The 24,194-nt window shown below is 68.6% G+C and carries 24 protein-coding genes; 15 read left to right on the top strand and 9 right to left on the bottom strand.

Annotated elements, in window-relative coordinates; all coding sequences use genetic code 11:
* Positions 1-2: 2 nt before the first annotated feature.
* From AB5I40_RS25790 to AB5I40_RS25775, 4 genes are all read right to left on the bottom strand, one after another.
* Positions 3-461: a hypothetical protein gene (locus AB5I40_RS25790; RefSeq protein WP_370932608.1), complete on the bottom strand. Its 459-nt coding sequence runs from the start codon at positions 459-461 to the stop codon at positions 3-5.
* A gap of 57 nt (positions 462-518) precedes the next feature.
* A complete protein-coding gene (locus tag AB5I40_RS25785; protein WP_370932607.1) occupies positions 519-1,760 on the bottom strand; it encodes an MFS transporter in 1,242 nt (413 codons plus the stop codon).
* Between the two features lie 154 nt (positions 1,761-1,914).
* Positions 1,915-2,265, bottom strand: coding sequence for a metallopeptidase family protein (locus tag AB5I40_RS25780; protein ID WP_344281862.1), 351 nt, complete (start codon positions 2,263-2,265; stop codon positions 1,915-1,917).
* A 3-nt stretch (positions 2,266-2,268) separates the two neighbouring features.
* Complete coding sequence (locus AB5I40_RS25775) at positions 2,269-3,249, bottom strand: septum formation family protein (protein WP_370932606.1); 981 nt, start codon at positions 3,247-3,249, stop codon at positions 2,269-2,271.
* A 97-nt stretch (positions 3,250-3,346) separates the two neighbouring features.
* Between AB5I40_RS25775 and AB5I40_RS25770 the strand changes: the two genes are divergently transcribed.
* The 4 genes from AB5I40_RS25770 to AB5I40_RS25755 are packed head-to-tail and all read left to right on the top strand — an operon-like array spanning position 3,347 to position 6,596.
* Positions 3,347-3,970 carry a hypothetical protein gene (locus AB5I40_RS25770; protein ID WP_370932605.1) on the top strand — a complete coding sequence of 208 codons (624 nt, stop codon included), beginning with the start codon at positions 3,347-3,349 and terminating at the stop codon, positions 3,968-3,970.
* Positions 3,971-5,137: a glutathionylspermidine synthase family protein gene (locus AB5I40_RS25765; protein WP_344281853.1), complete on the top strand. Its 1,167-nt coding sequence runs from the start codon at positions 3,971-3,973 to the stop codon at positions 5,135-5,137. It begins immediately after the preceding gene.
* 54 nt (positions 5,138-5,191) lie between these two features.
* A complete protein-coding gene (locus AB5I40_RS25760; protein WP_182893653.1) occupies positions 5,192-5,644 on the top strand; it encodes a DUF350 domain-containing protein in 453 nt (150 codons plus the stop codon).
* 37 nt (positions 5,645-5,681) lie between these two features.
* Positions 5,682-6,596, top strand: a complete 915-nt coding sequence (locus AB5I40_RS25755) for a haloalkane dehalogenase (RefSeq protein ID WP_370932604.1) — start codon at positions 5,682-5,684, stop codon at positions 6,594-6,596.
* Between the two features lie 304 nt (positions 6,597-6,900).
* Here the strand turns inward: AB5I40_RS25755 and AB5I40_RS25750 are convergent, their stop codons facing one another.
* Positions 6,901-8,181, bottom strand: a complete 1,281-nt coding sequence (locus tag AB5I40_RS25750; RefSeq protein WP_370932603.1) for an aspartate aminotransferase family protein — start codon at positions 8,179-8,181, stop codon at positions 6,901-6,903.
* A 152-nt stretch (positions 8,182-8,333) separates the two neighbouring features.
* Here AB5I40_RS25750 and serS point away from each other — a divergent pair, with 152 nt between their 5' ends.
* The 3 genes from serS to AB5I40_RS25735 all read left to right on the top strand — a co-directional run bounded on the left by serS (position 8,334) and on the right by AB5I40_RS25735 (position 11,181).
* Positions 8,334-9,602 (top strand): serine--tRNA ligase, encoded by a 1,269-nt coding sequence (gene serS / locus AB5I40_RS25745; RefSeq protein ID WP_370932602.1) that lies wholly within the window; start codon positions 8,334-8,336, stop codon positions 9,600-9,602.
* A gap of 26 nt (positions 9,603-9,628) precedes the next feature.
* A complete protein-coding gene (locus AB5I40_RS25740; RefSeq protein WP_370932601.1) occupies positions 9,629-10,102 on the top strand; it encodes a hypothetical protein in 474 nt (157 codons plus the stop codon).
* A gap of 77 nt (positions 10,103-10,179) precedes the next feature.
* Complete coding sequence (locus tag AB5I40_RS25735; protein WP_370932600.1) at positions 10,180-11,181, top strand: DUF3558 family protein; 1,002 nt, start codon at positions 10,180-10,182, stop codon at positions 11,179-11,181.
* A 19-nt stretch (positions 11,182-11,200) separates the two neighbouring features.
* Here AB5I40_RS25735 and lhgO read toward each other — a convergent pair whose 3' ends face one another.
* Together lhgO and AB5I40_RS25725 are read right to left on the bottom strand one after the other, a co-directional pair.
* The gene (gene lhgO / locus AB5I40_RS25730) at positions 11,201-12,385 is read right to left on the bottom strand and encodes an L-2-hydroxyglutarate oxidase (RefSeq protein WP_370932599.1); all 1,185 of its coding nucleotides are present in this window, start codon (positions 12,383-12,385) and stop codon (positions 11,201-11,203) included.
* A gap of 61 nt (positions 12,386-12,446) precedes the next feature.
* Positions 12,447-15,524, bottom strand: coding sequence for a BTAD domain-containing putative transcriptional regulator (locus AB5I40_RS25725; protein ID WP_370932598.1), 3,078 nt, complete (start codon positions 15,522-15,524; stop codon positions 12,447-12,449).
* Positions 15,525-15,638: 114 nt separating this feature from the next.
* On the opposite strand from AB5I40_RS25725, the gene AB5I40_RS25720 reads away from it, so the two are divergent.
* The 8 genes from AB5I40_RS25720 to AB5I40_RS25685 all read left to right on the top strand — a co-directional run bounded on the left by AB5I40_RS25720 (position 15,639) and on the right by AB5I40_RS25685 (position 22,093).
* A complete protein-coding gene (locus tag AB5I40_RS25720) occupies positions 15,639-16,787 on the top strand; it encodes a DegT/DnrJ/EryC1/StrS family aminotransferase (protein WP_370932597.1) in 1,149 nt (382 codons plus the stop codon).
* Between the two features lie 27 nt (positions 16,788-16,814).
* Positions 16,815-17,744, top strand: a complete 930-nt coding sequence (locus AB5I40_RS25715) for an NAD-dependent epimerase/dehydratase family protein (protein ID WP_344281820.1) — start codon at positions 16,815-16,817, stop codon at positions 17,742-17,744.
* A 70-nt stretch (positions 17,745-17,814) separates the two neighbouring features.
* Positions 17,815-18,999, top strand: a complete 1,185-nt coding sequence (locus tag AB5I40_RS25710) for a glycosyltransferase family 4 protein (protein ID WP_370932596.1) — start codon at positions 17,815-17,817, stop codon at positions 18,997-18,999.
* On the top strand, positions 18,999-19,616 hold the full coding sequence (locus tag AB5I40_RS25705) for a DapH/DapD/GlmU-related protein (protein WP_370932595.1): 618 nt from the start codon (positions 18,999-19,001) through the stop codon (positions 19,614-19,616). The genes AB5I40_RS25710 and AB5I40_RS25705 overlap by 1 nt, the downstream gene beginning before the upstream one ends.
* Before the next feature lie 84 nt (positions 19,617-19,700).
* Positions 19,701-20,273 (top strand): Uma2 family endonuclease, encoded by a 573-nt coding sequence (locus AB5I40_RS25700; protein WP_370932594.1) that lies wholly within the window; start codon positions 19,701-19,703, stop codon positions 20,271-20,273.
* The gene (locus AB5I40_RS25695) at positions 20,251-20,664 is read left to right on the top strand and encodes a Uma2 family endonuclease (RefSeq protein ID WP_370932593.1); all 414 of its coding nucleotides are present in this window, start codon (positions 20,251-20,253) and stop codon (positions 20,662-20,664) included. The genes AB5I40_RS25700 and AB5I40_RS25695 overlap by 23 nt, the downstream gene beginning before the upstream one ends.
* A 200-nt stretch (positions 20,665-20,864) precedes the next feature.
* The gene (locus tag AB5I40_RS25690; RefSeq protein ID WP_370932592.1) at positions 20,865-21,362 is read left to right on the top strand and encodes a SigE family RNA polymerase sigma factor; all 498 of its coding nucleotides are present in this window, start codon (positions 20,865-20,867) and stop codon (positions 21,360-21,362) included.
* Complete coding sequence (locus AB5I40_RS25685) at positions 21,359-22,093, top strand: hypothetical protein (RefSeq protein ID WP_370932591.1); 735 nt, start codon at positions 21,359-21,361, stop codon at positions 22,091-22,093. Before AB5I40_RS25690 ends, AB5I40_RS25685 begins: the two co-directional genes overlap by 4 nt.
* On the opposite strand, the gene AB5I40_RS25680 is transcribed toward AB5I40_RS25685, so the two are convergent.
* Both AB5I40_RS25680 and AB5I40_RS25675 read right to left on the bottom strand, forming a co-directional pair.
* Entirely contained in the window at positions 22,094-23,047 is a 954-nt protein-coding gene (locus AB5I40_RS25680; protein WP_370932590.1) for a Gfo/Idh/MocA family protein, read from the bottom strand. It lies immediately after the preceding gene.
* Complete coding sequence (locus AB5I40_RS25675; protein WP_344281799.1) at positions 23,044-24,150, bottom strand: DegT/DnrJ/EryC1/StrS family aminotransferase; 1,107 nt, start codon at positions 24,148-24,150, stop codon at positions 23,044-23,046. Before AB5I40_RS25675 ends, AB5I40_RS25680 begins: the two co-directional genes overlap by 4 nt.
* Positions 24,151-24,194: the final 44 nt, after the last annotated feature.

Below are 24,194 nucleotides of genomic sequence, written 5' to 3'. Positions count from 1 at the left end.
GGTCAGCCCCGCGCGCAGAGTTGTTCCGCCTGGACGACGGCGGCTTGCCCGTCGCGGTTGTCGAAGCGGCTGCTGAGCACCATCTTGTTCACCGCTTCGAGGCTTTTGGCCAGCGGCTGGTAATTGCCGTCGAAGGTCGCCGCCGCCTTGGCCAGCTCCATCGCGCCGGTCACGCGGTGCACCGAATCGTCGGACATCCGGGTGAACTGCACCGCGTCGGCACCCCCGGTGGTGTCCGGGATGTGCCCGGCGCGCGCGAACGCGGCACACGCGGCCGCCGCGTCGACATTCGCTCCGGCGCGCTGGCCGGACAGTCCCCACAACAGGCCGACCACGCAGGTGCCGAGCACGAACCCGGCGACGGCGGCGAGGACGAGCGGACGGCGTGCGGCAGGAGGCGGTGGCTCAACGTCGGTGTCGCGGTCGTCGTCCGGCAGCGGCGGAGTGTCGAGCGCAGTCATCACGTACCTCCGGGCGGCCGGGGTGAGGTGCTATTTCAGCACCAAAACCGCGCCGGATCACTGCTGCGAACGGGCTCCGTCCCCGGTCGAGGCCGTTTTGTCATCGAGCGGGCGGCCGCGCAGCGCGAACAGTGCATAAGCGGTCACGAACAGCAGCAGGACGCCGGAAGCGGTGAAGGTGTCGCCAGCAGAACCGAGCAGCTTGGTGAGCAATCCGCCGAGCAGCGCGCCGAGCGGAATCGCGCCCCAGACGACCGTCCGCCAGACGCCGAGCACACGGCCGAGGAGTTCGCCCGGCACGAGCGTGTGGCGCGCGGTCGCGAGCACCACGTTCACCGCCACCACCGCCGCCGCGAAGACGCCGAACAGCACCGCGGACACCACCGGCTGGCGCACCAGGCCCATGCCACCGAAGCCGAGCGCGCAGAACAACACCCCGCCGACCAGGACCGTCCGCCGTCCAATGCGCCGGACCAGTCGCGGCGTTAGCCCGGCTCCGAGCAGGCCACCGGCACCTCCGACGAAGGCGAAAGCACCGAAGGTGGCGTCGGACAAATGCAGGTCTTCCAGCGCGTACAGCACCAGCTGCGCCTGGGCCAGTTCGCTGATCAGGCTGAGCAGACCGGCGATCGCGAGCAGCCGCAGCAACAGCGAATGCCGCCTTAGCCAGCGGAAACCGTCCGCGAAATCCGCCCGGATGTGCGACTTGGTCTCCTGCCTCGGCCGGTAGCTGCCCGCCATGCCCAGCAGCATCGCGGCACCGACCGCGAACCCGACGGACGAGAGCAGGAACGGGAAGACCGCGAACATCGCGAAAGTGGCGCTGCCGACCGGGCCGCCGAGGAACGTCTGGCCGACGATCTCGCAGGCCTGCAGCTTGCTGTTGGCGCTCTCCAGCCGGTCCTCCTCGACCAGCGAGGGCGGCAGCACGTTCGCGGCGCTCTCCGCGACCGTTTCCGCGATGCCCACGAGCAGCGACGCGACGTAGATCGTCCAGATCTCCATCGTGCCGAACGCGAGCAGCGCGGTGACCGCGGCGACCACGAGCGCGCGCATCGCGTTCGCGGCGATCATCGCCTTCTTGCGGTCGATCCGGTCGACGAGCGTGCCCGCCGGGATCGCGAACAGCAGCCACGGCAGGAACTGCACGGCCGACAGTGCGGCGATCTCGACCGGATCGCGGGTCAGCGTGGTGGCCAGGAGCGGGAAGGCGACCTTGGCGATGCCGTCGGCGAGGTTCGACGTGCCGCTCGAAGCGAGCAGCCAGCGCAGCCGGCCGTCCGTCGTCCGATGCGACACGAAACACCTCACGAAAAACCGGAAACTGCCTGATCAGGACAGTCTAAAGAGATCAGCCGCGTTCTGTGACGCTTTGATGACCTTCGGTGTTTTCCGTGGTGACGCCGCATTGTTGATCAGGGAAGAGCAACGGGCCGACGGGGTTCCGCCGGAATCAGCCCCAGCCGAGTTCGTGCAGCCGCTCGTCGTCGATGCCGAAGTGGTGGCCGAGTTCGTGCATGACGGTGATCAGCACTTCCTCGACGACGTCGTCCTCGGTGTCGCAGATGTCGAGGATCGGCTCCCGGTAGATCGAGATCCGGTCCGGCAGCGCGCCGCTGTAGTGGCTGGTGCGCTCGGTGAGCGCGATGCCGTGGTAGAGCCCGAGGATGTCCGGCGCTTCCTCGTTGAACTCCTCGACCAGCACCACGACGTTGTCCATCGCCGCGGCGAACTCCGCGGGCACCTGGTCGAGCGCGTCGGCCACGAGTTCCTCGAACCGGGCCTGGCTCATCTCGACGGGCACTGCTCAGTTCCCGCCGGAACCGGAACTCGGCGGCGGGCTCTGCTGCTGGCTGGACGACCCGGAGGCCCCGCTCTTCACGCTGCCGGTGACCGCCTGGAATCCGCTGCCGTCCTGCAGCGTGGCCGCGACCTTGCAGTTGACCTTGGTGGACCCGGCGTCCCAGCTCTCCTGCTCGCGCGAGTCCCAGCCCAGCGTGAGCTTCTTCGAGGAGAGGTCGGAGCTGCCGGTGTAGTCCTTCGCCGCCTTGTTGCACTCGGTGTCGAGCCAGGACTTCTGGTCGTCCAGCTTCGGGTAGCCGTCCTTGAAGTGCGAGGCCAGGTCGAGGGTCGCGATCATTTCGTAGGAGTGCGGCTTGCTGCAGTCGACCGGATCGCCGACGCCCTTGCCGACCAGCGCGAGGCAGGTGCCCGGGGCCCACACCATCGACTGGTCCTGGGTTTTCGCCGCGCCGGTGGTGGGCTGCAGGCCGCCGCCCGGACCGGCGAACTGCAGGCCGCAGCGCAACTGGCGGTCGCCGCCGGACCACTGCGCCGACGTGGGCCGCAGCAGGTTGGTGGTGAGCTTGCCGTACGGGTCGAGCGGGTGGCCGAGGTACGGCCGTACGTCGCTGTTGCACTGCTGCTGCGCGATGTCCTGCCACTGGTCGAGACTCGGGAACGGAGCCTGCTGCGGGAACTTCGCGCCGATGTCGACCACGGTGGTGACCTCGAACAGGTGCGACTGGGTGCACGGCACCGCGTGCGCGTCCGAGGCGTCCTTGGCGTTCCAGGTCAGGCAGGTGCCCGGCGGCGAGTGAAACGCCTGCTGGGCTGCCTCGCTGAGCTTGCCTTCCCCGCCGCCCGCGCCGCCCGCGAGCGTGTCGGTCCAGGAGAAGGCGACGCTCAAGGCCAGCGCGATGACCGCGCCGAAGAACACCCCGGCCATCACCACGCGGGTGGTCAGGGTCTGCATACGCGAAGGGAACCGCTCCGAGCGTTGAGACATCGATACCTATGATGCCCGCGCCGCATGAACCGCGCGTGTGCTGGGTCGATTAGGGTGGTAAGCGGGGTTTGCAGTGCTGGGGGATTACGGAGCGCACATGACGCAAGACGACAACAGCGGCGCGCAGCCGACCGAGGAGCAGAAGAAGCCGGGCTCGATGCGTTTTCAGGACGCGAGCACGCAGCCGCGGCAGCCCTCGGTGGCCGAACAACGGGCCCGCAAACAGGCCATCGCCGACCAGGAACGCGAACGGCAGGAAGCCCTCGCGGCGCGGGAAGCGGCGGACGCGAAAGCGGCCACCAAACGCAAGATCCTGATCGGCAGCGGGGTCACTGTCGGTCTCGTCGGGCTGGTCGCGACGTTCTACACGATCGCGAAGCCCGCCGAGGTCACCGCGTCCTGCGTCTCGTCCGACGGGGTCATCCAGGACGACAAGTACTGCACCGAGAACTACGCCCAGACCCACGGTGGGCACTACAGCGGCGGGTTCTGGTTCATCCCGATCGGCACTGGCGGCGGATACACCCAGTACCGCTACAACTACGGCGGCACCGGCAACATCGGCCAGCACGTCTCCGGCGGCAGCTACACCGCGCCGTCGGGCAACACCAACGTCACGACCAAGTCGGGCACCAGCGTCCAGCGCGGCGGGTTCGGCATCAGCGGCAAGAGCGGCACCTCCGGAGGCACCGGCGGGACCGGCAAGAGCGGAGGCTCGTAGGTGTATCGGGACCGGCGGGAACCGCGCCGCGACTGGCAGCGGATCGTCGAAGAGCAGGGCCTGGTCTACGGCACCCCGGCGCGCGACGGCACCGGCAAGCCGCGGCCGTACTGGGACGAGTCGGTGCACTACGTCTTCGACATGGACGAGGTGCTCTCGCTCGAGGCGGACGTCGAATTGCTGCACTCGATGTGCCTCGAGGCCGTCGACAACGTCGTGACCACCGAGCAGTACCAGCGCTTCGGCATCCCGGAGTGGGTGTGGCCGCACATCGCGGAGTCGTGGAAGCGCCAGGACCCGCACGTCTACGGCCGCTTCGACCTGCGCTACGACGGCAAATCGCCGGCCAAGCTGCTGGAGTACAACGCGGACACGCCGACCACGCTGCTGGAGGCGTCGCTGCTGCAGTGGCACTGGAAGACCGACGTCTTCCCGGAAGACGACCAGTGGAACTCCATCCACGAGAAGCTGGTGGAGCGCTGGGAGGAACTCGGCGGCAAGCTGCCGTCGAACGAACTGCACTTCACCTGGTCCGCGGCCGATCCGAGCGGCGAGGACCACGTGACCACGGCGTACCTGCAGGAGACCGCCGCCGAGGCCGGGCTCGACACGGTCGGGCTCGCGATCGAGGAGATCGGCTGGGACCCGGTGCTCAAGCGGTTCGTCGACCTCGCCGAGGCGCAGATGTCCACGGTGGTGAAGCTGTACCCGTGGGAATGGGTGGTCGACGAGGAGTTCGGCAAGTTCGCGGTGGAGACCATGCCGCGCACGCTGTGGGTCGAACCGCTGTGGAAGATGCTGCTGTCGAACAAGACGCTGCTCGCGGTGCTGTGGGAGAACTACCCCGGGCACCCGAACCTGCTGCCCGCGTTCGCTGACGACCCCGGCCTGCTCACCGAGTACGTGCGCAAGCCGAAGCTCGGCCGCGAGGGCGCGAACGTGCAGATCGTGGCCACCGGGTACGAGACGCAGACCGACGGCGTCTACGGCGCGGAGGGTTACGTCTACCAGGCGTTCGACCCGCTGCCGGAGTTCGACGGGTACCGGCCCGCGCTCGGCGCGTGGATCGTCGGCGACCAGTCGGCCGGGCTCGGCATCCGCGAGACCAGCGGACTCGTCACCGATGACGGTGCGGCGTTTGTCCCGCACCGGATTCCGGAGTCGTGATAAAACCCTGGATGTCCGATTTGATCGGCTGACTCGGCCATCCAGGGAGACCCCGTGACCTCGACGCTCGCGCTGCCCGCAACGTTCGGTTCCGACCTCGTGCGCGGCATCGGCGCGATCCTGCTGTACGGGATCGTCGGCCTGCTGCTGATGTTCGCCGGCTTCTACGCGATCGACTTCACCACGCCGGGCAAGCTGTCGAAGCTGGTCACCCGAGGGCTGCCGAACGCGGTGATCGTGACCGCGTCCGGACTGCTGTCGATGGCGTTCATCGTGGTCGTGGCGATCTACAGCTCCGCGAGCGATCTGACCGCCGGGCTGATCACGTCGCTGGTCTACGGCCTGATCGGGGTCATCGTGCAGGTGCTGGCGGTGCGGCTGCTGGAGTGGGCGACCCGGATCGATGTCGGATCCACGATCCAGAGCGAGAAGTTCGCGCCGGCGAGCGTGGTCGTCGCGGCGGCGCACCTCGGGCTCGGGCTGGTCGTCGCGGTAGCGATTTCGTAGCGTTCGCGCACTGCCGCGCGGTCCCGTTCCCACTAACGTGGGAACCGTGCGATTGCTCAGGACGCCGGAAGACCGGTTTGCGGATCTGCCCGACTTCGCGTTCGAACCTCAGTACACCGACCTGTCCGACCCGGACGGCGGCCTGATCAGAGTCGGCTACGTCGAGGCGGGACCCGCCGACGGGCCGCCGGTTCTGCTGCTCCACGGCGAGCCGAGCTGGTCGTTCCTCTACCGGAAGATGCTCCCGGTGCTCGCCGACGCCGGGCTGCGGGCGATCGCGCCGGACCTCGTCGGGTTCGGGCGGTCGGACAAGCCCGCGGAGATCGTCGACCACACCTATGCGCGGCACGTGGAGTGGATGCGCCGGTTCTCGTTCGACGTCCTGGGCCTGAACGGCGTCACGGTCGTGGGGCAGGACTGGGGCGGGTTGATCGGGCTGCGGCTGGTGGCCGAGAACCCCGGGCGGTTCGCCGGGGTGGTCGCGGCCAATACCGGGCTGCCGACTGGGGATGTGGACATGCCGCCGGTGTGGCACAAGTTCCGGGAGGCAGTGGAGGGCGCGCAGATCCTGGACGTCGGGCGGTGTGTGCAGGCTGGCTGCAAGACGCCGCTGTCGGAGGAGATTCGGGCGGCTTACGACGCGCCGTTCCCGAATGAGATGTACAAGGCCGGGCCTCGGGCGATGCCTGGGTTGGTGCCTACTCGGCCGGATGATCCTGCGTCGGAGGCCAATCGGGCGGCTTGGACGACGTTGACTGAGCTGGATGTGCCGTTCTTGTGCGCGTTTTCGGACGGGGATCCGATTACCGGGGCGATGGGGCCGATTTTGCAGCGGTCGATGCGCGGGGCGGCTGGTTTGGACCATCCGACGATCGCGGGAGCTGGGCACTTTTTGCAGGAGGACGCGGGGGAGACGCTCGCCGAGCACGTGGCCCGCTTCGTCCGCCGCTGACCTCGCCTCGCTCGCCTGCTGAGGTTTCGCAGTAGCGCGCCGGGGGTTCTCGGGGTGCGATGCCAAGGTTCGTGAGGGGAACCCTGAGGGAATCTGATTCCCTCAGGGTTCCCCTCACGAACCTTTCGCGGGAACAGAGCCACGCAACCCGCCTCGCCAGCCGGTGCACCCACATGCCTGGCCCAGCGCCGCCGCGCACCGCACTACTGAGAAACCCCAATGTGGCGTTGGGTGCGTGTGGCGCACCGAATGCCACTTTGGGTGCATGTGACGCACCCAATGTGGCATTGGGACGCAAGCGGGTTCAGGACAGGGCGGCCAGGGAGTCGAGCAGAATCTGCAGACCCTCGGCGGCCTCGGCTTCGGTGAGCGTCATCGGCGGTCCGATGCGCAATACATTCTTGTGCAGCCCGCCCTTTCCGATGAGCAGCCCGCGCTCTTTCGTTTCTTCCAGCATTTGTTTCGCGGCAACAGTATTCGGCGTCGTGGTGCCGGGTTCGACGAGTTCCACGCCGATCATCAAGCCCTTGCCGCGCACCTCTCCGACGAACGGGCTGTTCGCCGCGCGCAGTCCTCGCATCAGCTGGTCGCCCCGGGCCTTGCAGTTGGCCTGCAGGTCGTGGTCGTCGATGTAGTCCAGGACGGCCAGCGCGCCCTGCATGGACACCGGATTGCCGCCGAAGGTGGAGAAAGACTCCGCGCGGAAACAGTCCATGACGTCGCCCCGGGCGACCACCCCGCCGACAGCCAGGCCGTTCCCCAAGCCCTTGGCGAAGGTCATCATGTCCGGCACCACGTCGTGAGCCTGGATGCCCCAGTAATGGTCGCCGGTGCGGCCCCAGCCGGTCTGGACCTCGTCGGAGACGAACAGGATGCCGTGTTCGTCCAGGACTTCTTTCATCGCCTTGAACAGCCCGTCCGGCGGGGAGCTGAAGCCGCCTACGCCTTGGATGGGCTCGGCGATCAGGCAGGCCACGTCGCCCGCGGTGGCGGTTTCCAGGAGTTCCACCAGGTCGGCGACGCAGGCGTCGATGTAGGCCGCGTCGGGGAGGTCGCGGAAGGGGCTGCGGTAGCGGTAGCCGCCGTGGACGTAGTTCACCTTGATCGGGCTCAGGGACGACGCGGACCAGCCGCGGTTGCCGGTGATCGCGACCGTGCCGAACGAGCGGCCGTGGTAGGAGTTCCGCATCGCCAGGACCTGGTTGCTGCGGCGGTACTGGGTGGCGAGCATCAGCGCGGTGTCGTTGGCCTCGCTGCCGGAGTTGGTGAAGAACACCTTGGCGTCCGGGATGCCGGAACGTTCCGCGATCCGCTCGGCCAGCTCCACCTGCGAGCGGATCAGGTAGAGCGTCGAGGTGTGCAGGACGCCGGTGTCCAGCTGCTTGCGGACCGCGTCGCTGATCGCGGAGATGTCGTAGCCCATGGCGTTGGTGAGCACGCCGGCGAAGAAGTCGAGGTAGGTGCGGCCGGTGGAATCGGTGAGACGGCGATCCTGCGCGTGCACGATTTCGATCGGCTCGTCGTATAGCAGGGACATCCAGGACGGGAGCACCGCGCGGTGGCGCGAGAGCAGGTCGTCGGTCATGTGAGTTCCCTCCGCTCCGGGTTCTAGCGAGTATGGGGAGCGCGGGAAACGGGCGACAACGATCAGACTGTCGCCCGGTCGGAAGGCGGCCGCACAGTGTGTACGGGAAACCGCGTCGAAGTCGTGGCTGGCCTGCGACTACCCTTCTGTGCGTGATTGACCCCAGGACTCTGCGCGAAGACCCGGAAGCCGTGCGCGCGTCGCAGCGTGCCCGTGGCGAGGACGAGGGAGTGGTCGACAAGCTGCTCGACCTCGACACGCGTCGCCGCTCTGCGATCGCCACCGCCGACAAGCTGCGGGCCGAGCAGAAGTCCGTGTCCAAGCAGGTGCCGAAGGCCTCCGCCGACGACAAGCCCGCCCTGCTCGCCCGCGCCAAGGACCTGTCGGCGCAGGTCAAGGCCGCCGAGGTCGAGCAGAACGAGGCTTCGGAGGAGTTCGACCAGCTCTTCCGCATCCTGCCGAACCTGGTGCACCCGGACGCGCCGATCGGCGGCGAGGACGACTTCGCGGTGCTGAAGACCGTCGGCGAGGTGCCGTCGTTCGACTTCGCCCCGCGCGATCACCTCGAGCTGATGGAAGGCCTCGGCGCGCTCGACATGGAGCGCGGCGCGAAGGTGTCGGGCTCGCGGTTCTACTTCCTGTCCGGCGTCGGCGCGCAGCTGCAGCTGGCACTGCTGAACATGGCCGTGGCGCGCGCGATGGCGAACGGCTTCACGCCGATGATCACGCCGTCGCTGGTCCGCCCGGAGATCATGGCCGGCACCGGTTTCCTCGGCGCGCACTCGTCGGAGGTGTATCGGCTGCGCGACGACGACCTGTACCTCGTCGGCACTTCGGAGGTCCCGCTCGCGGGCTACCACTCGGACGAGATCCTCGACCTCGCCGCCGGTCCGCGCCGCTACGCCGGCTGGTCGTCGTGCTACCGCCGCGAGGCCGGGTCGTACGGCAAGGACACCCGCGGCATCATCCGCGTGCACCAGTTCGACAAGGTCGAGATGTTCGTCTTCGCCAAGCCGGAGGACGCCGAGGCCGAGCACGAGCGGCTGCTGGGCTGGGAAGAGGACATGCTGGCCGCGATCGAGGTCCCGTACCGGGTCATCGACACCGCGACCGGTGACCTCGGCACGTCCGCCTACCGCAAGTACGACTGCGAGGCGTGGGTCCCGACGCAGGAGACCTACCGCGAGCTGACGTCGACGTCCAACTGCACCACGTTCCAGGCCCGTCGGTTGTCGGTCCGCTACCGCGACGACAACGGCAAACCGCAGACGGCCGCCACGCTGAACGGCACGCTGGCGACCACGCGCTGGATCGTCGCGATCGTGGAGAACCACCAGCAGCCCGACGGTTCGGTCCGGGTGCCGGTGGCGCTGCGTCCGTTCCTCGGCGGACTCGAGGTGCTGGAGCCGGTCAAGCGCTGATCTTCGCGAAGACGAGACAACCTCAAATGGAATCCCACAGAGTCCTGGTCCCTGCTCTGCGCAAGGCGGGTCCACTGGCCACAGTGGACTACGCACTGGCTTTCGCGGTGCTCGCGACCGCGGGCTGGCTGCTCTTCACCGCGGAGAAGGGGACGCACGCGTCGTTCCGGTTCGGGCTGATCTTGATCGGCGGCGCGGCGTTCTGCCTCGTCGTCAACGGGGTCATGCTGATCCGGGGGAGGGACCGGCGGCCGATGTTCCGGTCCGCGGACGCGAAGTTCCTCGAGACGCTTCGCCAAGGCGCGCTGCGGATCTGGCTGTTCGGGCTGCTGCTCGCGGCGATCGGCTCCGGCGTCGTGCTGCTGGTGCCGAACTCGCATCCTCTCCGGCCGCAGGTGAGCGGAACCACGATGGCCGTCGCGATCGCCGCCGCGGCGGTGGCTGTGGCGGCGTCCGGGGTGTCCGCGTTCGTCGTGCGGCGCGCGGTGCCGAAGCCGTAACTGCCGGGTTGATCCTTCCCGTTCCGCAGGTACCGAACCGCACTGGTCAGTAGGGTGCGGAGCGGAGGAGGCAGCTGATGAGGTTCAAGGGAGCGGCGCTCGCCCTGGCGGCGGTCGCGATGCTGCTCGCCGGGTGCACGCAGCAGGTGAGCGGCGTGGCTTCGCCGGTGCCCGGGCAGGGGCCGGTCACGCCGGTCGTCGACCCGTGCGCGCTGCTCGACGCGAAGCAGCTCGCCGTGCTCGGTTACAAGCCGCAGGGTCGGTCGGTGAAGGCCAGCAAGGCGCAGCGCGCGCCCGCGATGTGCCTGTGGACCGCGACGGACACCGAGCACACGATCGTCATGTCCGTCGGCTGGTCGGTGGACCTGAGCCTCGACGACTACCTTCAGGGCGCGATCAAGAAGGCCGATCCGGTGCAGCTCGGCGGCTTTCCGTGGACGCGCTACGCCGGGTTCATGGGCGGCAGCTGCGACCTGTACACGACGCTCGGGCCGAAGTCGTTCGCCTTCGTCAGCGTGTCCTTTTCGGACGAAGCGCAGGCGTGCGAGCGCGCGAAGCAGGTGATCCCGCAGGCGGCCGCGCATCTGCCGGGCGGGCAGCCCGCGCCGCCGATCGCGCCGAGCACCCCGCCGGAGGGCACCGCGCCGACCGGGCCGCTCGCGTCGGTCAATCCGTGCCAGCTGTTGAAGCCGGAGCAGGCGCAGCAGCTGAAGATGGTGCCGAACGGCGAACTGGACAGCTCCAAGGTCATCTCGCCGAACGTGACCTACTGCCTGTGGAAGGACACCGACGGCGACGGCGGGCAGAAGCCGTTCGAGGTCTGGGTCGGTCCGGACGTGCCGATGAAACGCTGGCCCGGCATGGACGTCGCGCCGACCGAGCAGATCGACGCGAACGGCCGGAAATGGTCGCTGTTCCCGAACTTCAACGATTCCGGCGGCGTGATCTGCGCGGCCGGGCTCGCGGTTTCGGACACCGCTTCGATCCAGATCGTCAGCGGGCAGCTGGCGGACAAGACCAAGGCGTGCGACGTCATCAAGGCCGGAATCCCGATGGTGTCAGGGAATCTGCCGGGCTGAACCGTCTACATCGGACGGTTCAGTCGGTCACCTGGTCGGCGATGTACTTGGCGATCTCCAGCGCGCTGGTCGCCGCCGGGCTTGGCGCGTTGAGCACGTGCACCTGGTCCTTTGTGGACTCGATGAGGAAGTCGTCCACCAGTGAACCGTCCGGTCGCAGCGCCTGCGCCCGCACACCGGAGCCGTGGCGCACGATGTCGTCCTCGGTGACCGCGGGCACGAGCTGCGCGAGGCTGGCGGCGAAGCGCTTCTTCGAGAACGACCGCAGCACCTCTTCAAGCCCCGTCGGATACGCGTACTTGCGCGCGAGCTTCCAGGCACCGGGGAAGCGGGCGACGTCGGCGAGGTCCTTCACCGACACGTCCGCCCAGCGGTAGCCCTCGCGGCGCAGCGCGAGCACGGCGTTCGGGCCCGCGTGGACGCTGCCGTCGAGCATGCGGGTCAAGTGCACGCCGAGGAACGGCAGCGTCGGGTCCGGCACTGGGTAGATCAGGCCGCGCACGAGGTGGCGGCGCTCCGGCTTCAGCTCGTAGTACTCGCCGCGGAACGGCACGATGCGCGCGCTCGGCTTGAGACCGGCCAGTTCGGCGACGCGGTCCGCGTGCAGGCCGGCGCAGTTGACCAGCGCGTCCGCGTGCAGCACCTCGGAACCGGTGGCCACCTCGACGCCGCCGCCGCGAGCCGGGCGGATGCCCAGCGCGGGCGTGTTCAGCCGCAGGTCCGCGTCCGCCTCGTCGAGCAGCCGCACGAGCGCCGCGCACACCGCCGGGAAGTCGATGATCCCGGTCGACTCGACGCGCAGCGCGGCGACGCAGGACACCTCCGGCTCGTACTCGCGGGCCTCCGCGGGGGTGATCCGCTTGGCGGGCACGCCGTTGGCCTCGGCGCGCGCGGCGAGCGTGTCCAGCGCGGGGATCTCCTCCTCCCGCGTGGCCACGACGAGCTTGCCGCACACCTCGACCGGCACCCCGTACTGCCGGGCGAAATCCACAATGGACCGGTTGCCGCCGACCGACATCCGCGCTTTGAACGAGCCCGGCTTGTAGTACAGCCCGGCGTGCACGACATTGGAGTTGTGCCCGGTCTGGTGCGCAGCCCAGCTAGCTTCCTTTTCGAGCACCGTCACGTCCTGACCGCGCTGGGACAGCTCCCACGCGACCGACAGCCCGACGATTCCCCCACCGATCACAACTACGTTCCGCACGGCAGGGAAGGCTACGCGCTCCGGTGCGGCGCTGCGTACCCCCCGACGGCGTGGTACCCGTTCACTGAACCGGGGACAATCCGGCCAACCCGAGCCGTTGCTGCGGTTCGAGCTGCTTACCGGCGGTGTAAGCGGCGGTGAACCCCTCAGGTCCGAGAGCCTTCTGCGCGGTTGCGGTGACCTGCGCGACATCGTGCTGGCCGGGCACGGCGGCCCCGCGCACCGCGGCTGCCGCGCCGAGCAACGCGGCGGCGTCGGCGAACCGGCCCTCCTCGGCGAAGACCCCGGCGACGCCCTCGAACGCGGTGGCCAGTGACCCGTGGTCATGCCAGCGATGCGCGGTCTCGACCCCCAGCCGCATCCGGCAGCGGGCGTCCTCCGGGCGGTGCTCGGCCACGTCGATCCAGCCGAGCGCGATCGACGCGGCTGCTCGCACGATGGCGGCCGAGAACGAGTCCGCCGTGCATTCGGCAAGCGCTTGCTCGGCGAGCGCCCGCGCGCCGGCCAGATCGCCGGAGCGGCGGGCGAGGCCGGACAAGCCGACGTGACCGCTGCCTCGCGTCTCGGGCATGCCGGTGCGGTGGGCCAGCTCGACGGTTCGTTCATAGTCGGCCTTCGCGCCGTCGAGATCGCCGCGCAGCGCTCGGCTGTCGCCGCGGCGGCACAGCAGGTCCGCGTAGTCGTCGGTCGCGCCGAGCGTCTGCATGAGGGACAGGGACTCGGTCATCGCGGCGAGTGCTTCTTCGTGTCTTCCGAGGAGAACCAGCAGCTGTGACAGGTGGTCGAGCGCCATCGACAGCCCCCAGCGTTCGCCGAGTGCTCGGTAACGCGCTTCGCCTTCGCGTAGGCCGCGCTCGGCTTCGTCGAGTTCCCCGGCGAGCATCGAGCGCAGCCCGTCGCCCATCGGCACGAGTGCGGTGAGCCACGGGTCGGGGTGGTTTTCGAGCCCGGACAGCCGAAGCCGCGCGTCGTCGTCCTCCGGCGGCCCGAGCACGACGCCGGACAGCATGAGCATCATCGGATGCTCCGGCGTCCAGGAACTGTCCACCAGGTATTGCTCCACATAGGACCGATAGTTCGCCGTCTCGGCGGCTTCGGGAGCACCGGCCATCGCGGTCAGGAGGCACATGAGGAATTGCTCGCGGTGCCCTTCCGGCGGTTGCGCTTGGCAGTGGCGCACGATTTCCATCGACAGCGCCGCGCCTTCGTAACGTCGTCCGCGCAGCCACCAATACATCGACAGCGCGGTGGCGATCCGCAAAGCAGTCGACGGATCCGCTGCGGCCGACCATCGGAGCGCGGCCACGATGTTGTCGTACTCGGCGTCGATTTTGCGCAGCCAGTCGAGCTGTTCCGCGGTACGCAGCTTCGGGTCGGCTTCCTCGGCGAGGCGCAGGAACGCTTGTGCGTGCGCGTGCCGGAAGCGTTCGGTCTCGCCTGCGGCGTCGAGCTTTTCCGCGCAGAACGCGCGGATCGTCTCCAGCATTCGGTAGCGCCCGCTGGAAGGTTCGACGAGCGACTTGTCGGCGAGTTCGGTGAGGAGGTCGACCGGAACGTCGCACACCTGCTCGGCGTACGCGAGCGTCGCGCCGCCGGTGAAGACGGTCAGGCGGCGGGCTAGGCGGCGTTCGTCGTCATCAAGGAGGTCCCAGCTCCATTCCACGACACCGCGGAGCGACCGGTGCCGTTCGTCGGCGGTGCGGCTGCCTCGGGCAAGGAGCTGGAAGCGGTCGTCGAGCCGGGCGGCGATGTCGGCGACGGGCAGCGTGCGCACGCGGGCGGCGGCCAGTTCCAGGGCGAGCGGGAGGCCGTCGAGTGCGGTGCAGATCCGCACGACGTCGGCCGCGGTTTCGTCGGTCAGCCGGAATCCGGGGTCGCTCGCTCGCGCGCGGTCGAGGAACAGCCGTACCGCGGGATAGGTCTCCACAGTGGATGCGCCGGGCGGCGGGACGGCTAGACGGGGGATAGGTGCGAGTTGTTCGCCGGTGATGCCAAGCGGTTCCCGGCTCGTCGCGAGGACGCGCAGCCCGGGGCAAGCAGGCAGCAACTGCGCGACCAACCGTGCGGCGGCGGTGATGACGTGTTCGCAGTTGTCCAGCACCAGCAACGTCGCCTGGTCGCGCAATGCCGACACAAGCCGTTCGACGGGATCCTGCCGACCGCGAGCGCCCTCGCGTAGACCGAGTGCGGTGAGGACGGCTTGCGGGACGTCGTCGGCGACGTGCGGAGCCAGCTCCACGAAGACGCACGGACCCGCGTCCGCCGCGGCTTCGATGGCCAGCCGGGTCTTTCCGGTCCCACCCGGACCGAGCAGCGTGACGAGCCGGGCCTGTCGCAGGAGATCGGCGACCTGCTTCAGCTCGTTGTCCCGGCCGACGAAGCTCGTGAGCTGTGCGGGCAACGGCGTCGCGGCGTTCGCGGACTCGCCGCGCAGGGCGGCCAGATGCGCCTCGGTGAGGTCTGGACCAGGGTCCGCGCCCAGCTCGTCGGCGAGCGTGCGGCGGGCGTCCTCGAACGCGGCCAGCGCCTCGGCGGTCCGGCCGGTCGCGTGCAACGCGCGCACCAGCTGCGCCTGCGACCGTTCGCGCAGGGGGTTCTCGGCGACGGTCGTGCGCAGCTCATCGATGACATCGGAGGCGCGGCCGAGCGAGATTTCCGCGTCGACCCGGTCGGCCGCCGCCTCGGCGCGCAGCTCGCTCAGCCGGGTGGTTTGCACCTCTGCCGCAGGGACGTCCGCGAACGCCGGTCCGCGCCACAGCGCCAGCGCTTCGCCGAGCAGATCGCTGGCCCGCGTCGGGTCGCCCGCGGCCAGTTCGCGACGGCCCTCGCTGGCCAGTCGTTCGAACCGGTGCGCGTCCACTTCGTCCGGTTCGATCCGGAGGCGGTACCCCGCCGAGGTGAGTTCGATCGGCAGTTTCAGCGCGCTGCGCAGCCGCGAGACCTGCGATTGGAGCGCGTTGGCCGCGCCGTCGGGCGGGTCCTCGCCGTAGAGCCCGTCGATGAGCCGCTCGGCGGACACGAACCGCCCGGCGTCCGCCGCGAGCAAGGCGAGCAGCGCTCGGCCTCGCGGGCCGCCGACAGCGACCGTCCCGCCCGCGCCGTCCCACGCGACGACGGCCCCCAGTACCCCGATCCGCATCCCGTGAGCCTATGCCCCGATCGGGTGTTTACCCGTGGGTTCTGTCCCCGAAACAGGCGTCGAGCGCGACTTCTATACACTTCGGCGCGACCCCGCGCAATGCGGGACACCCCGATGCACAGGAGATCTACAGTGGGCGAACCCGTCCTGCTCGGGAAGCCGACCGTCGGCGACGAAGAGCTCGCAGCCGTCGCCGAAGTGTTCCGTTCCGGCTGGCTGGCCGGCGCGGGCCCGGCGTGCCGTCGCTTCGAGGAGCGGTTCGCGCAGCTGACCGGCACCGCGCACGCTCTGACCACCAGCAACTGCGGCTCCGCCCTGTTCCTGGGCCTGAAGGTGCTCGGCGTCCAGCCCGGCGACGAGGTGATCGTCGGGGACTACACCTTCCCGGCGACCGGCCACTCCGTGCTGCAGGCCGGCGCGAAGCCGGTCTTCGCCGACATCCGCCCGGACATCTTCAGCGCCGACCCGGCCGCGATCGAAGCGCTCATCACGCCGCGCACGGTCGGCATCCTGGCCGTCGACGTCGCGGGCCAGCCCGGCGACTTCGACGAGTACCGCGCCATCGCCGACAAGCACGGCCTGTGGCTGTTCGAGGACGCCGCCTGCTCCGCGGGCGCGACCTACCGCAACCGCCCGGCCGGCAGCCTCGCCGACCTGGCCGCGTTCTCCTTCCACGGCCGCAAGGGCATCACCGCGGGCGAGGGCGGCGCGCTGGTCTCGAACCGCGAGGACCTGATCGCGCACGCGCGCAAGATCCACACCTACGGCATCGAGCCCGCGTTCACCCGCGAGGGCTCGCAGGAACTGCCGATCCCGACGTTCCACGAGCTCGGCTGGAACTTCCGGCTCTCGGACATCCAGGCCGCGATCATGGGCGTGCAGCTCGACCGGCTGCCCGACCTGCTCTCCGCCCGCCGCTCGGTCGCCAAGCGCTACCACGAGGCCTTCGAGGACGTCGACGCGCTGACCGTGCCGGTCGAGGCGCCCGACCGCGAGCACCCGTGGCAGGCATACTTGATGACGGTGGCCCCGGAGATCAGCCGCGACGCGCTGGCTCTGCGGATCCGCGAGCAGGGCGTGCAGTGCAACTTCGGCACCTACGCCTCCCACTTGCAGCCGGTGTACGGCGAGCAGCAGCCGCTGCCCGTCTCCGCCGACGCTTTCCGCCGCCAGCTGGCGATCCCGATGCACGCGGAACTCACCGACAGCGAAGTCGAGCGCGTGGTCGCCACCGTGCGCGAAGCCGTGTCCGCCCTTTCCTGATCCCGCCGACCTTCCTGAGGAGAACCCATGTCCGACAAGAAAGTTTTCTTCACCGGCGCCGGCGGTTTCATCGCCTCGCACGTGATCCCGCTGCTGCTGGAGAAGGACTACACGGTCCGCATCTTCGACAACATGACCCGCGGCGACCGTGACCGCGTCAACGAGTTCGTCGCCACCGGCAAGGTCGAACTGGTCGAGAAGGACGTGCGCTACGGCGTCGGCGTCCGCGAGGCCATCCGCGGCTGCACGCACGCGATCCACTTCGCCACCGTGTCGATCAACAAGTCGGTCGCGGACCCGGGCGAGTCGATCGACATCAACATGGTCGGCAACAACAACGTCTTCGCGGCCGCGGCCGACGAGGGCGTCGAGCGCCTGGTGTTCGCCTCCAGCGCCTCGGTGTACGGCGAGCCGGAGCGGCTGCCGATGCACGAGGACGACAAGCTGAACCCGCTCACCCCGTACTGCATCTCGAAGCGCGCCGGCGAGGACCTGCTGGGCTTCTACGAGCGCACCAAGGGCCTGTCCTGGAACGCGCTGCGCTTCTTCAACGTGTACGGCCCGGGCCAGAAGATCGAGGCGTACTACACCTCGGTCATCAACCACTTCATCCAGCGCCTGCGCGCCGGCCAGCCGCCGATCATCGACGGCGCGGGCGACCAGTCGATGGACTTCGTGCACGTCACCGACCTCGCCAAGGGTGTCGTCGCGGCGCTGGAGTCGGAGCAGTCGAACCTGCCGATCAACATCGGCACCGGCATCGACACCTCGATCGCCACGCTGGCGAAGATCCTGATCGAGGCCGTCGGCGTCGACGTCGAGCCGGTGTTCAACAAGCGCGACGTCCTCGTCTCCCGCCGCGCCGCGGACATCACCCGCGCCCGCGAGGTCCTCGGCTGGGAGCCGACCATCACCGTCGAAGAGGGCATGCGCGCCTTGGTGCGGGACTCCGAGTGAGCCTCTCCGTCGGCGCGTCTTCCGAGGGGAATGCGTAATGAGCACTGCGGGCCCGGCAGAAGGAAAGCCCATGCGGATCGTGGTGGTGAACAACTTCTTCCCGCCGCGAGTGGGCGGAAGCGCGCACATGTCGGCTTCGCTGGCCGCGGAGTACGCGGCCGCCGGGAACGAAGTGCTGGCGATCACCGCTGCCTACGGTGACGCGCCGGCGGAAGAGGAGCGCGACGGATACCGCGTCGTGCGCCTGCCCGCGGTGAAAATGCCGCAGCTCGGCCTGTCGATCGACTTCGACATGACGTTCGCGTCGATGCGGCCGGGCAACTGGCGGCGGCTGTGGAAGCTGCTGAACGAGTTCAAACCGGACGCGGTGCACCTGCACGGACAGTTCTTCGACCTGTCCTGGATGGTCGGCATTTACGCGCGCCGGCACAAGCTGCCCGTTCTGCTGACCATCCACACGCTGCTGATCAGCGAGAACAAGATGTACGGCCGGGTTTTCCGCGCGCTCGACGCGATGCTGGTCAACCCGGTGCTGAAGTACCTGCGCCCGCGCTACATCATTCTCGACAAGCAGGGTGTGGACTACTGCGTCCAGCGCTACGGCACGAGCGACGACAACTCCGAGTACTTCCCGATCGCGGTGGACACCGGGCATTTCGCGAAGCCGGTGACCAAGGACGTGCGCGCGGAACTGGAAATCGGGGACGCGCCGCTGATCGTGTCGCTCGGGCACGTGATCCCGCTGCGCGACCGGCTGCCGCTGATCGAGGCGCTGCCCGCGATCCTGGAGCGCCACCCCGGGCTGCGCGTGGTGGTCGTCGGGCGGGTCTACCACGACGCTTTCCAGCAGCGCGCCAAGGAACTGGGCGTTTCCGACGCACTGATCGTCACCGGCGCGGTGCCGAAGGCGGACGTGCCCGCGTACTTCGCGGCCGCGGACATCGTCACGCACGACCTCAACGGCGGCTGCGGCACCGCGTCGCTCGAGGCGATGCTGTCCGGGACCGCGACCATCGCGTCGGTCACCGAGGACAACTACCCCGGCATCGAACTGCACAACGGCGAGAACATCCTGCTGGTGCGGCCCAACGATTCCGAGGCGGTCGCGACCACCGTGCTGTCCCTTTTGGACGACCCGAAGGAACGCGCGCGGATCGCCGAACGGGAAGCGTCGATGGTCCGGGACAACTTCGGGCTGGACGTAGTGGCCGAGGAACACCTGCGGGTGCTCACGAAACTGGTGGCGGACAACTGATGTTCTTCGACGACGAGCGCAGCAACCGGCTGCGCCCGATGATCCTGAACGACCTCGTCACGCAGTACATGAACGACGCCGAGCGGGCCAAGTTCTTCGGTCTGCCGGAATCGTGCCGCGTGCGGGAACGGGCCAAGATCGTCAGCCCGGACAACCTCGCGATGGGCGAACACTGCTGGGTCGGCGAGGGCGCGGTCCTCGACGCGAGCGGTGGGCTGGAAATCGGCGAACACACCAGCATCGGGCTGAATACGCTCGTGTTCACGCATTCGAGCTGGCTCGCGAACATGGCGCTGGAAAACCATTCCGGCAGCGACCTGATCGAACGCAAGCCGGTGAAAATCGGCAAGGGTTGCTTCATTGGTGGCCTCGTGGTGATCATGCCGGGCGTCACGATCGGTGACTTCGCGACGGTGCAGCCGAACTCGGTGGTAGCGAAGGACGTCCCGGAACGCTCGCTGGTAGCGGGCAACCCGGCGCGGGTGTTCCAGCGCTACGACGAGGAATACATCGAGTCGGAGGTCAAGCGGGTCCGCGAGGAAAACGCCCGCCGCCGCGCGCTGTCGGACGACCCGTCTGGGTGGGGCTCTCCGTCGGGTGACTTCAGCGGGAAGTGATTCGGACACGGTGCGTCACGCGCTGGCGGATGCTCCGGGTAACATGGGACACTGCTCTCGGTCACTGTCGGTGAAGGAGAAGTCATGAGTGTCCTTGAATGGCCTCACCACCTCCTGACCCTTGACGACTGGGCGGACCTTCCGGCGCACCCGGAGGTGCGGGTCGAGGTCGTCGAAGGGGTCCTGTCAGTGTCGCCGCGTCCGTTGTCGCTCCACCAGCTGATCATCAGCAGATTGCCGTATCTGCTGACGATGCAGCTGCCTCCGGAGTTGGTCGCGGTCGGAGAATTCGAGACGGTGCTGGCCGCCGTCCCGCCGACGGTGCGGGTGCCGGACGTGGTGGTCGCGCCGTCGGACCTCATCGAAGCGAACATCCCGCGGATCGGGGCTGACGACGTTTCACTGGTGGTCGAGGTGCTTTCGCCTGCCACCAAGGACGTCGACCAGGGCGCGAAGCTGTTCGAGTACGCCGATGCGGGTATCGAGGATTACTGGATCGTCGTTGTGGACCCGCCGGTGAGCATGATCGCGTACCGGTTGATCGACGGCGATTACGAGAATTTCGGCGAGTATTCCGGCGCGGTGGAGCTCGAGGTCGCGGGGGTTCCGGTGAAGTTCGATCTGAACTCGTTGGTTGATCCGCGCGCGCAGCGCTGACCTTCGCGTCTTGCCGGCTCTTGTTGATTGGGCACGTTTTCCGGAGAACCCAGAGGTCCGGACTGAGGTCGTTGACGGAGTTCTCGCCCCGTCGCCGCGTCCGATGTGGTTCCACCTGCGGTCAGTGACGCGGTTGGCGTTCCTCCTCGACGAGCAGCTCTGCCCGGAGATGAGCGCCGGTGCCGAGGCGGAGCTGCTTCTGTGTGAGAGCCCGCTGACGATCCGCGTCCCGGATGTCGTCGTGACCTCGGCTGAGGTCGCGGAAGCCAACCCGGCACGCATCGCGGCGGCCGACGCCGAGTTGGTGGTCGAGGTGCTGTCTCCGGGCACGAAGCACGTCGACCTGGGCGCGAAGCTGTTCGAATACGCCGATGCCGGGACCGAGCACTAATGGATCGCGGATGGGGATCCGCCGGTGAAGTTCGATCTGAACTCGTTGATTGACCCGCGAGCCCAACGCTGACCCCAAGCACCTCCCTGAACACCATGCGTCGCCATTGAGACAAGACTGACCAGCCATTACATCGACGCACGTCTCCCGCCCCCGTAACCTGGTCAGTAAGGCCGAGACCGGGAATCAGGGGTGGGAGCGTGCGCGGGGACGACGAGTTCGCCGACTTCGTGCGGTCCTGTTCCGCGAGGCTCACGCACGCCGCCTACCTGCTCACCGGCGACCGTCACCAAGCCGAGGACGCCGCGCAGACCGCCTTCACTCGCACATACGCGGCCTGGCCTCGGGTCCGGCGGAAGAATCCCTACGCCTACGCCCGCCGCGTGCTGGCCAATCACGTCATCGACATCTGGCGCCGCCCGATCCGCGAATACGCCACCGAGGAGATGCCGGAACCGCCGAAGGTTCCCGACATCTCGCACGCCGTCGCGGATCGGGAATGGCTTTCCGACGCATTGGCCCGGCTCACCGCCCGGGAACGCGCGGTCGTCGTGCTCCGGCATTTCTTTGATTTGCCGGAACACCAAGTCGCCGAGGAATTGGGCGTGTCCGTCGGCACGGTCAAGAGCACCAATTCGCGCGCGCTCGCGAAGTTGCGTGTCGATGGCGATGCGCTCGTCGGGGAGGTGAGCGCGTGACCGACGAACTCGACCGGTTGCGCGCCGCGCTTCAGGAAGCGCCCGCGGAACCCTTTGCCGAGCCCGATCTCGACCGGATCATCAAAGAGGGCGGCCGGATTCGGCGCAGGCGGCGGTTTCTGACTTCCTCCGGCGCGGCGGTGGCTGTGGTCGCCGTGGTGTTCGGTGCGGCTTGGCTCCGTTCGCCGGGCAGCGCGCCGGAACAGGTGCACGCGGCGTCGGCATCACCGCCGATCGTGACGAGTGTGGCTTCGTCGACACCGGTCCCGGCACCGACATCCGCGGAGAGGCCGCTCGGCGAAGTGATCTCCACCGGCACCTACACCGACGGCGCGGAACTTGTCTTCTACGCAACGGAAATCGACGACCCGGACAACCTGCCGACTGTCCAATTCGGAGTGATGGCCAGCCTGTACGAGCCGGACGGAAACCTGCGTCCGCTCTACCTCGCCAACGAATCCGACGGCAAGGACCGCTCGTTCGGCTTCCACGCCACGTCAGGCGGCACGACCGTCGCGGACATCTGGGTGCCGGTGTACGGCTACTTCAGCGGACCGGCCGCCCGCATCGAGACCACAGTGGACGGTCGCACGATCCCGGCGCACACGGCGCGCTGGAGCGAGGATCCCGAGGTGGTCGTGTTCTGGTTCGACCAGGACGACGTGCCGTCCGCCGAGCGGGCGACCCCGCTGGTCGCCTACTCCGCGGACGGCAAACGCCTCACCAAATAATCAGGCGGCCTCGGCCAGAACCTGCGCCACAACCTCGTGCGACGGCAGGATCAGCGCGCGCTCGACGTCCGCGTCGACCTTGCCCTCCAGCAGATCCACGAACCGGTCCAGCTGGGTCGCCAGCGGCTCGCGCGCGGTGACCAATTCCGGGATCTCGATCACGGTCTGCTGCCGGTAGCCGAGACCGTCGGGAGTGACCGAATCGTGCGAGACGTGCCGGTAGATCGTCACGTCGCGGCGCAGCAGGTCGATCTCCACCATGCGGTCCAGCTCGGACACCATCAGCGACCGGACCTTGCGCTGAGCCAGCCGCGAAGCCGACACCGTGGCCAGGCCGGTGGGGAACGACAGCACCGTCTCGATGGTGTCCTCGGCCCCGGTGACCGACTGCGGGTGGAAATACCCCGCGCTGGAGGTGACCCGGCCCGGCGTCGCCCCGCCGAAGAACTGGATCGCCAGGTCGACGTCGTGCACCAGCAGGTCCCACGCGACGCCGGTCTTGATCCGCGGCGCGTACGGGCCGTGCCGGCGCGCCATCAGGTGCACCGGTTCGTTCACCAGCGCCCGCGCGGTCATCACGGCCGGGTTGTAGCGCTCCAGGAGCCCGCACATCAGCGGGACGTCCTTCTTTGCCGACAGGGCAACGATTTCCTGCGAGAACTCGAGGCTGTTGCACACCGGCTTCTCGACCAGCATGGGCTTGCCCTGGCCGAGAATCTCCTGTGCCAGCTCGTAATGCACCTCGGTGGCCGAGGCGAGCACCACAGCGTCCACATCGGACAGTGAGCCGATTTCCGGCGTCCACTGGGTTTCGTAGCGGTCGGCGACCGCGCGGCCCGCTTCCTCGCGCGGGTCGATCACGCGGGCCAGGTCCACCCGGTCGTTCTGCGACAGGACGCGCGCGTGCAGCGAGCCCATGTTGCCGGTGCCGACGAGTGCGATGCGGTGCGTCATGCGCCGAGTACCTCGCGAACAGTCTCGATGATCTGGTCAAGCTCGGACTCGGTCAGGTGCGGATGCACCGGCAGCGAAAGCGCCTGCGCGGCAACGGCTCCGGCCACCGGGAAGTCTTCGACGCGGGCGTCCGGGATCAGCGGGTGCCCGCGGTAGCACTCGTAGTCGAAGACGATCTTCGGGTAGTAGATCCCGTTGCCGATGCCGCGTTCGGTCAGCGCGGAGGCGAACTCCTCGCGCGAGAGCATCGCGTGCGGTCCGACCAGCACCGTGTACTGGTGCCACACGTGTTCGCGGCCGGGCAGCACCTGCGGCACCTCGAGGCCCGGCGTGCCGGCGAGGCCCTCGGACAGCCGCTTCGCGTTGGCCTGCCGGGCCGCGGTGAGCTGGTCGAGCTTCTCCAGCTGCGGGATGCCGACGGCGGCGTGCAGGTCGGTCATCCGGTAGTTGTGGCCGGCCATCTCGTACTGATAGCGGGCCTTCATGCCCTGGTTGCGCATCACGCGCAGCTTGTCGGCGAGCGCGTCGTCGTCCGTGGTGATCACGCCGCCCTCGGCGGTGGTCACGTTCTTCGTCGCGTACAGCGAGAAGCAGCCGATGCCGTACGAACCGGCCTTGCGGCCTTCGAACGAGGCGCCGACGGCCTGCGCGGAATCCTCGACCACGTGCAGCCCGTGCTCCGCGGCCAGCGGCGCGAGCTTGCCCATGTCGGCGGTCTGCCCGTACAGGTGCACCGGCATCAGCACCTTGGTGCGCGGGCCGACGGCGGCCGCGACGGCGTCCGGGTCGATCGCGAAATCGTCGCGGCGGATGTCGGCGAACCGCACGGTCGCGCCCGCTTCCAGGATCGCGTTCAGCGTCGCGACGAAGGTGAACGGCGAGGTCACGACCTCGTCGCCGGGCTGCAGGTCGAGTGCCTGCAGTGACGCGACCAGCGCGGTCGTCCCGTTGTTCACGGCGATGGCGTGTTTGGTCCCGGAGACGTGCGCGAACGCGTCCTCGAAACGTTTGACCATCGGGCCCTGGGCGATAGCGCCGGATCGCAGCACTTCGACGACCAGGTCCTCCGCAGCACGGACGTCGACCACGGTAATGGGGATCATCTGCAGTCTCTCGCTCTCGGCGGGCACTTTCGGCGCGTCCGGTA

It is taken from the genome of Amycolatopsis sp. cg13, assembly GCF_041346965.1.
GTDB lineage: Bacteria > Actinomycetota > Actinomycetes > Mycobacteriales > Pseudonocardiaceae > Amycolatopsis.
The sequence above is the reverse complement of the archived record's forward strand: the minus strand, read 5'-3'. Positions and strand labels throughout refer to the sequence as shown.

What these genes read in the sequence shown, in the direction of transcription:
- AB5I40_RS25790 (WP_370932608.1), bottom strand. Translation starts at nt 461, where the DNA reads ATGACTGCGCTCGACACTCCGCCGCTGCCGGACGACGACCGCGACACC.
- AB5I40_RS25775 (WP_370932606.1), bottom strand. Translation starts at nt 3,249, where the DNA reads ATGTCTCAACGCTCGGAGCGGTTCCCTTCGCGTATGCAGACCCTGACC.
- AB5I40_RS25770 (WP_370932605.1), top strand. Translation starts at nt 3,347, where the DNA reads ATGACGCAAGACGACAACAGCGGCGCGCAGCCGACCGAGGAGCAGAAG.
- AB5I40_RS25750 (WP_370932603.1), bottom strand. Translation starts at nt 8,181, where the DNA reads ATGACCGACGACCTGCTCTCGCGCCACCGCGCGGTGCTCCCGTCCTGG.
- AB5I40_RS25740 (WP_370932601.1), top strand. Translation starts at nt 9,629, where the DNA reads ATGGAATCCCACAGAGTCCTGGTCCCTGCTCTGCGCAAGGCGGGTCCA.
- AB5I40_RS25735 (WP_370932600.1), top strand. Translation starts at nt 10,180, where the DNA reads ATGAGGTTCAAGGGAGCGGCGCTCGCCCTGGCGGCGGTCGCGATGCTG.
- AB5I40_RS25725 (WP_370932598.1), bottom strand. Translation starts at nt 15,524, where the DNA reads ATGCGGATCGGGGTACTGGGGGCCGTCGTCGCGTGGGACGGCGCGGGC.
- AB5I40_RS25720 (WP_370932597.1), top strand. Translation starts at nt 15,639, where the DNA reads ATGCACAGGAGATCTACAGTGGGCGAACCCGTCCTGCTCGGGAAGCCG.
- AB5I40_RS25715 (WP_344281820.1), top strand. Translation starts at nt 16,815, where the DNA reads ATGTCCGACAAGAAAGTTTTCTTCACCGGCGCCGGCGGTTTCATCGCC.
- AB5I40_RS25710 (WP_370932596.1), top strand. Translation starts at nt 17,815, where the DNA reads ATGCGGATCGTGGTGGTGAACAACTTCTTCCCGCCGCGAGTGGGCGGA.
- AB5I40_RS25705 (WP_370932595.1), top strand. Translation starts at nt 18,999, where the DNA reads ATGTTCTTCGACGACGAGCGCAGCAACCGGCTGCGCCCGATGATCCTG.
- AB5I40_RS25700 (WP_370932594.1), top strand. Translation starts at nt 19,701, where the DNA reads ATGAGTGTCCTTGAATGGCCTCACCACCTCCTGACCCTTGACGACTGG.
- AB5I40_RS25680 (WP_370932590.1), bottom strand. Translation starts at nt 23,047, where the DNA reads ATGACGCACCGCATCGCACTCGTCGGCACCGGCAACATGGGCTCGCTG.
- AB5I40_RS25675 (WP_344281799.1), bottom strand. Translation starts at nt 24,150, where the DNA reads ATGATCCCCATTACCGTGGTCGACGTCCGTGCTGCGGAGGACCTGGTC.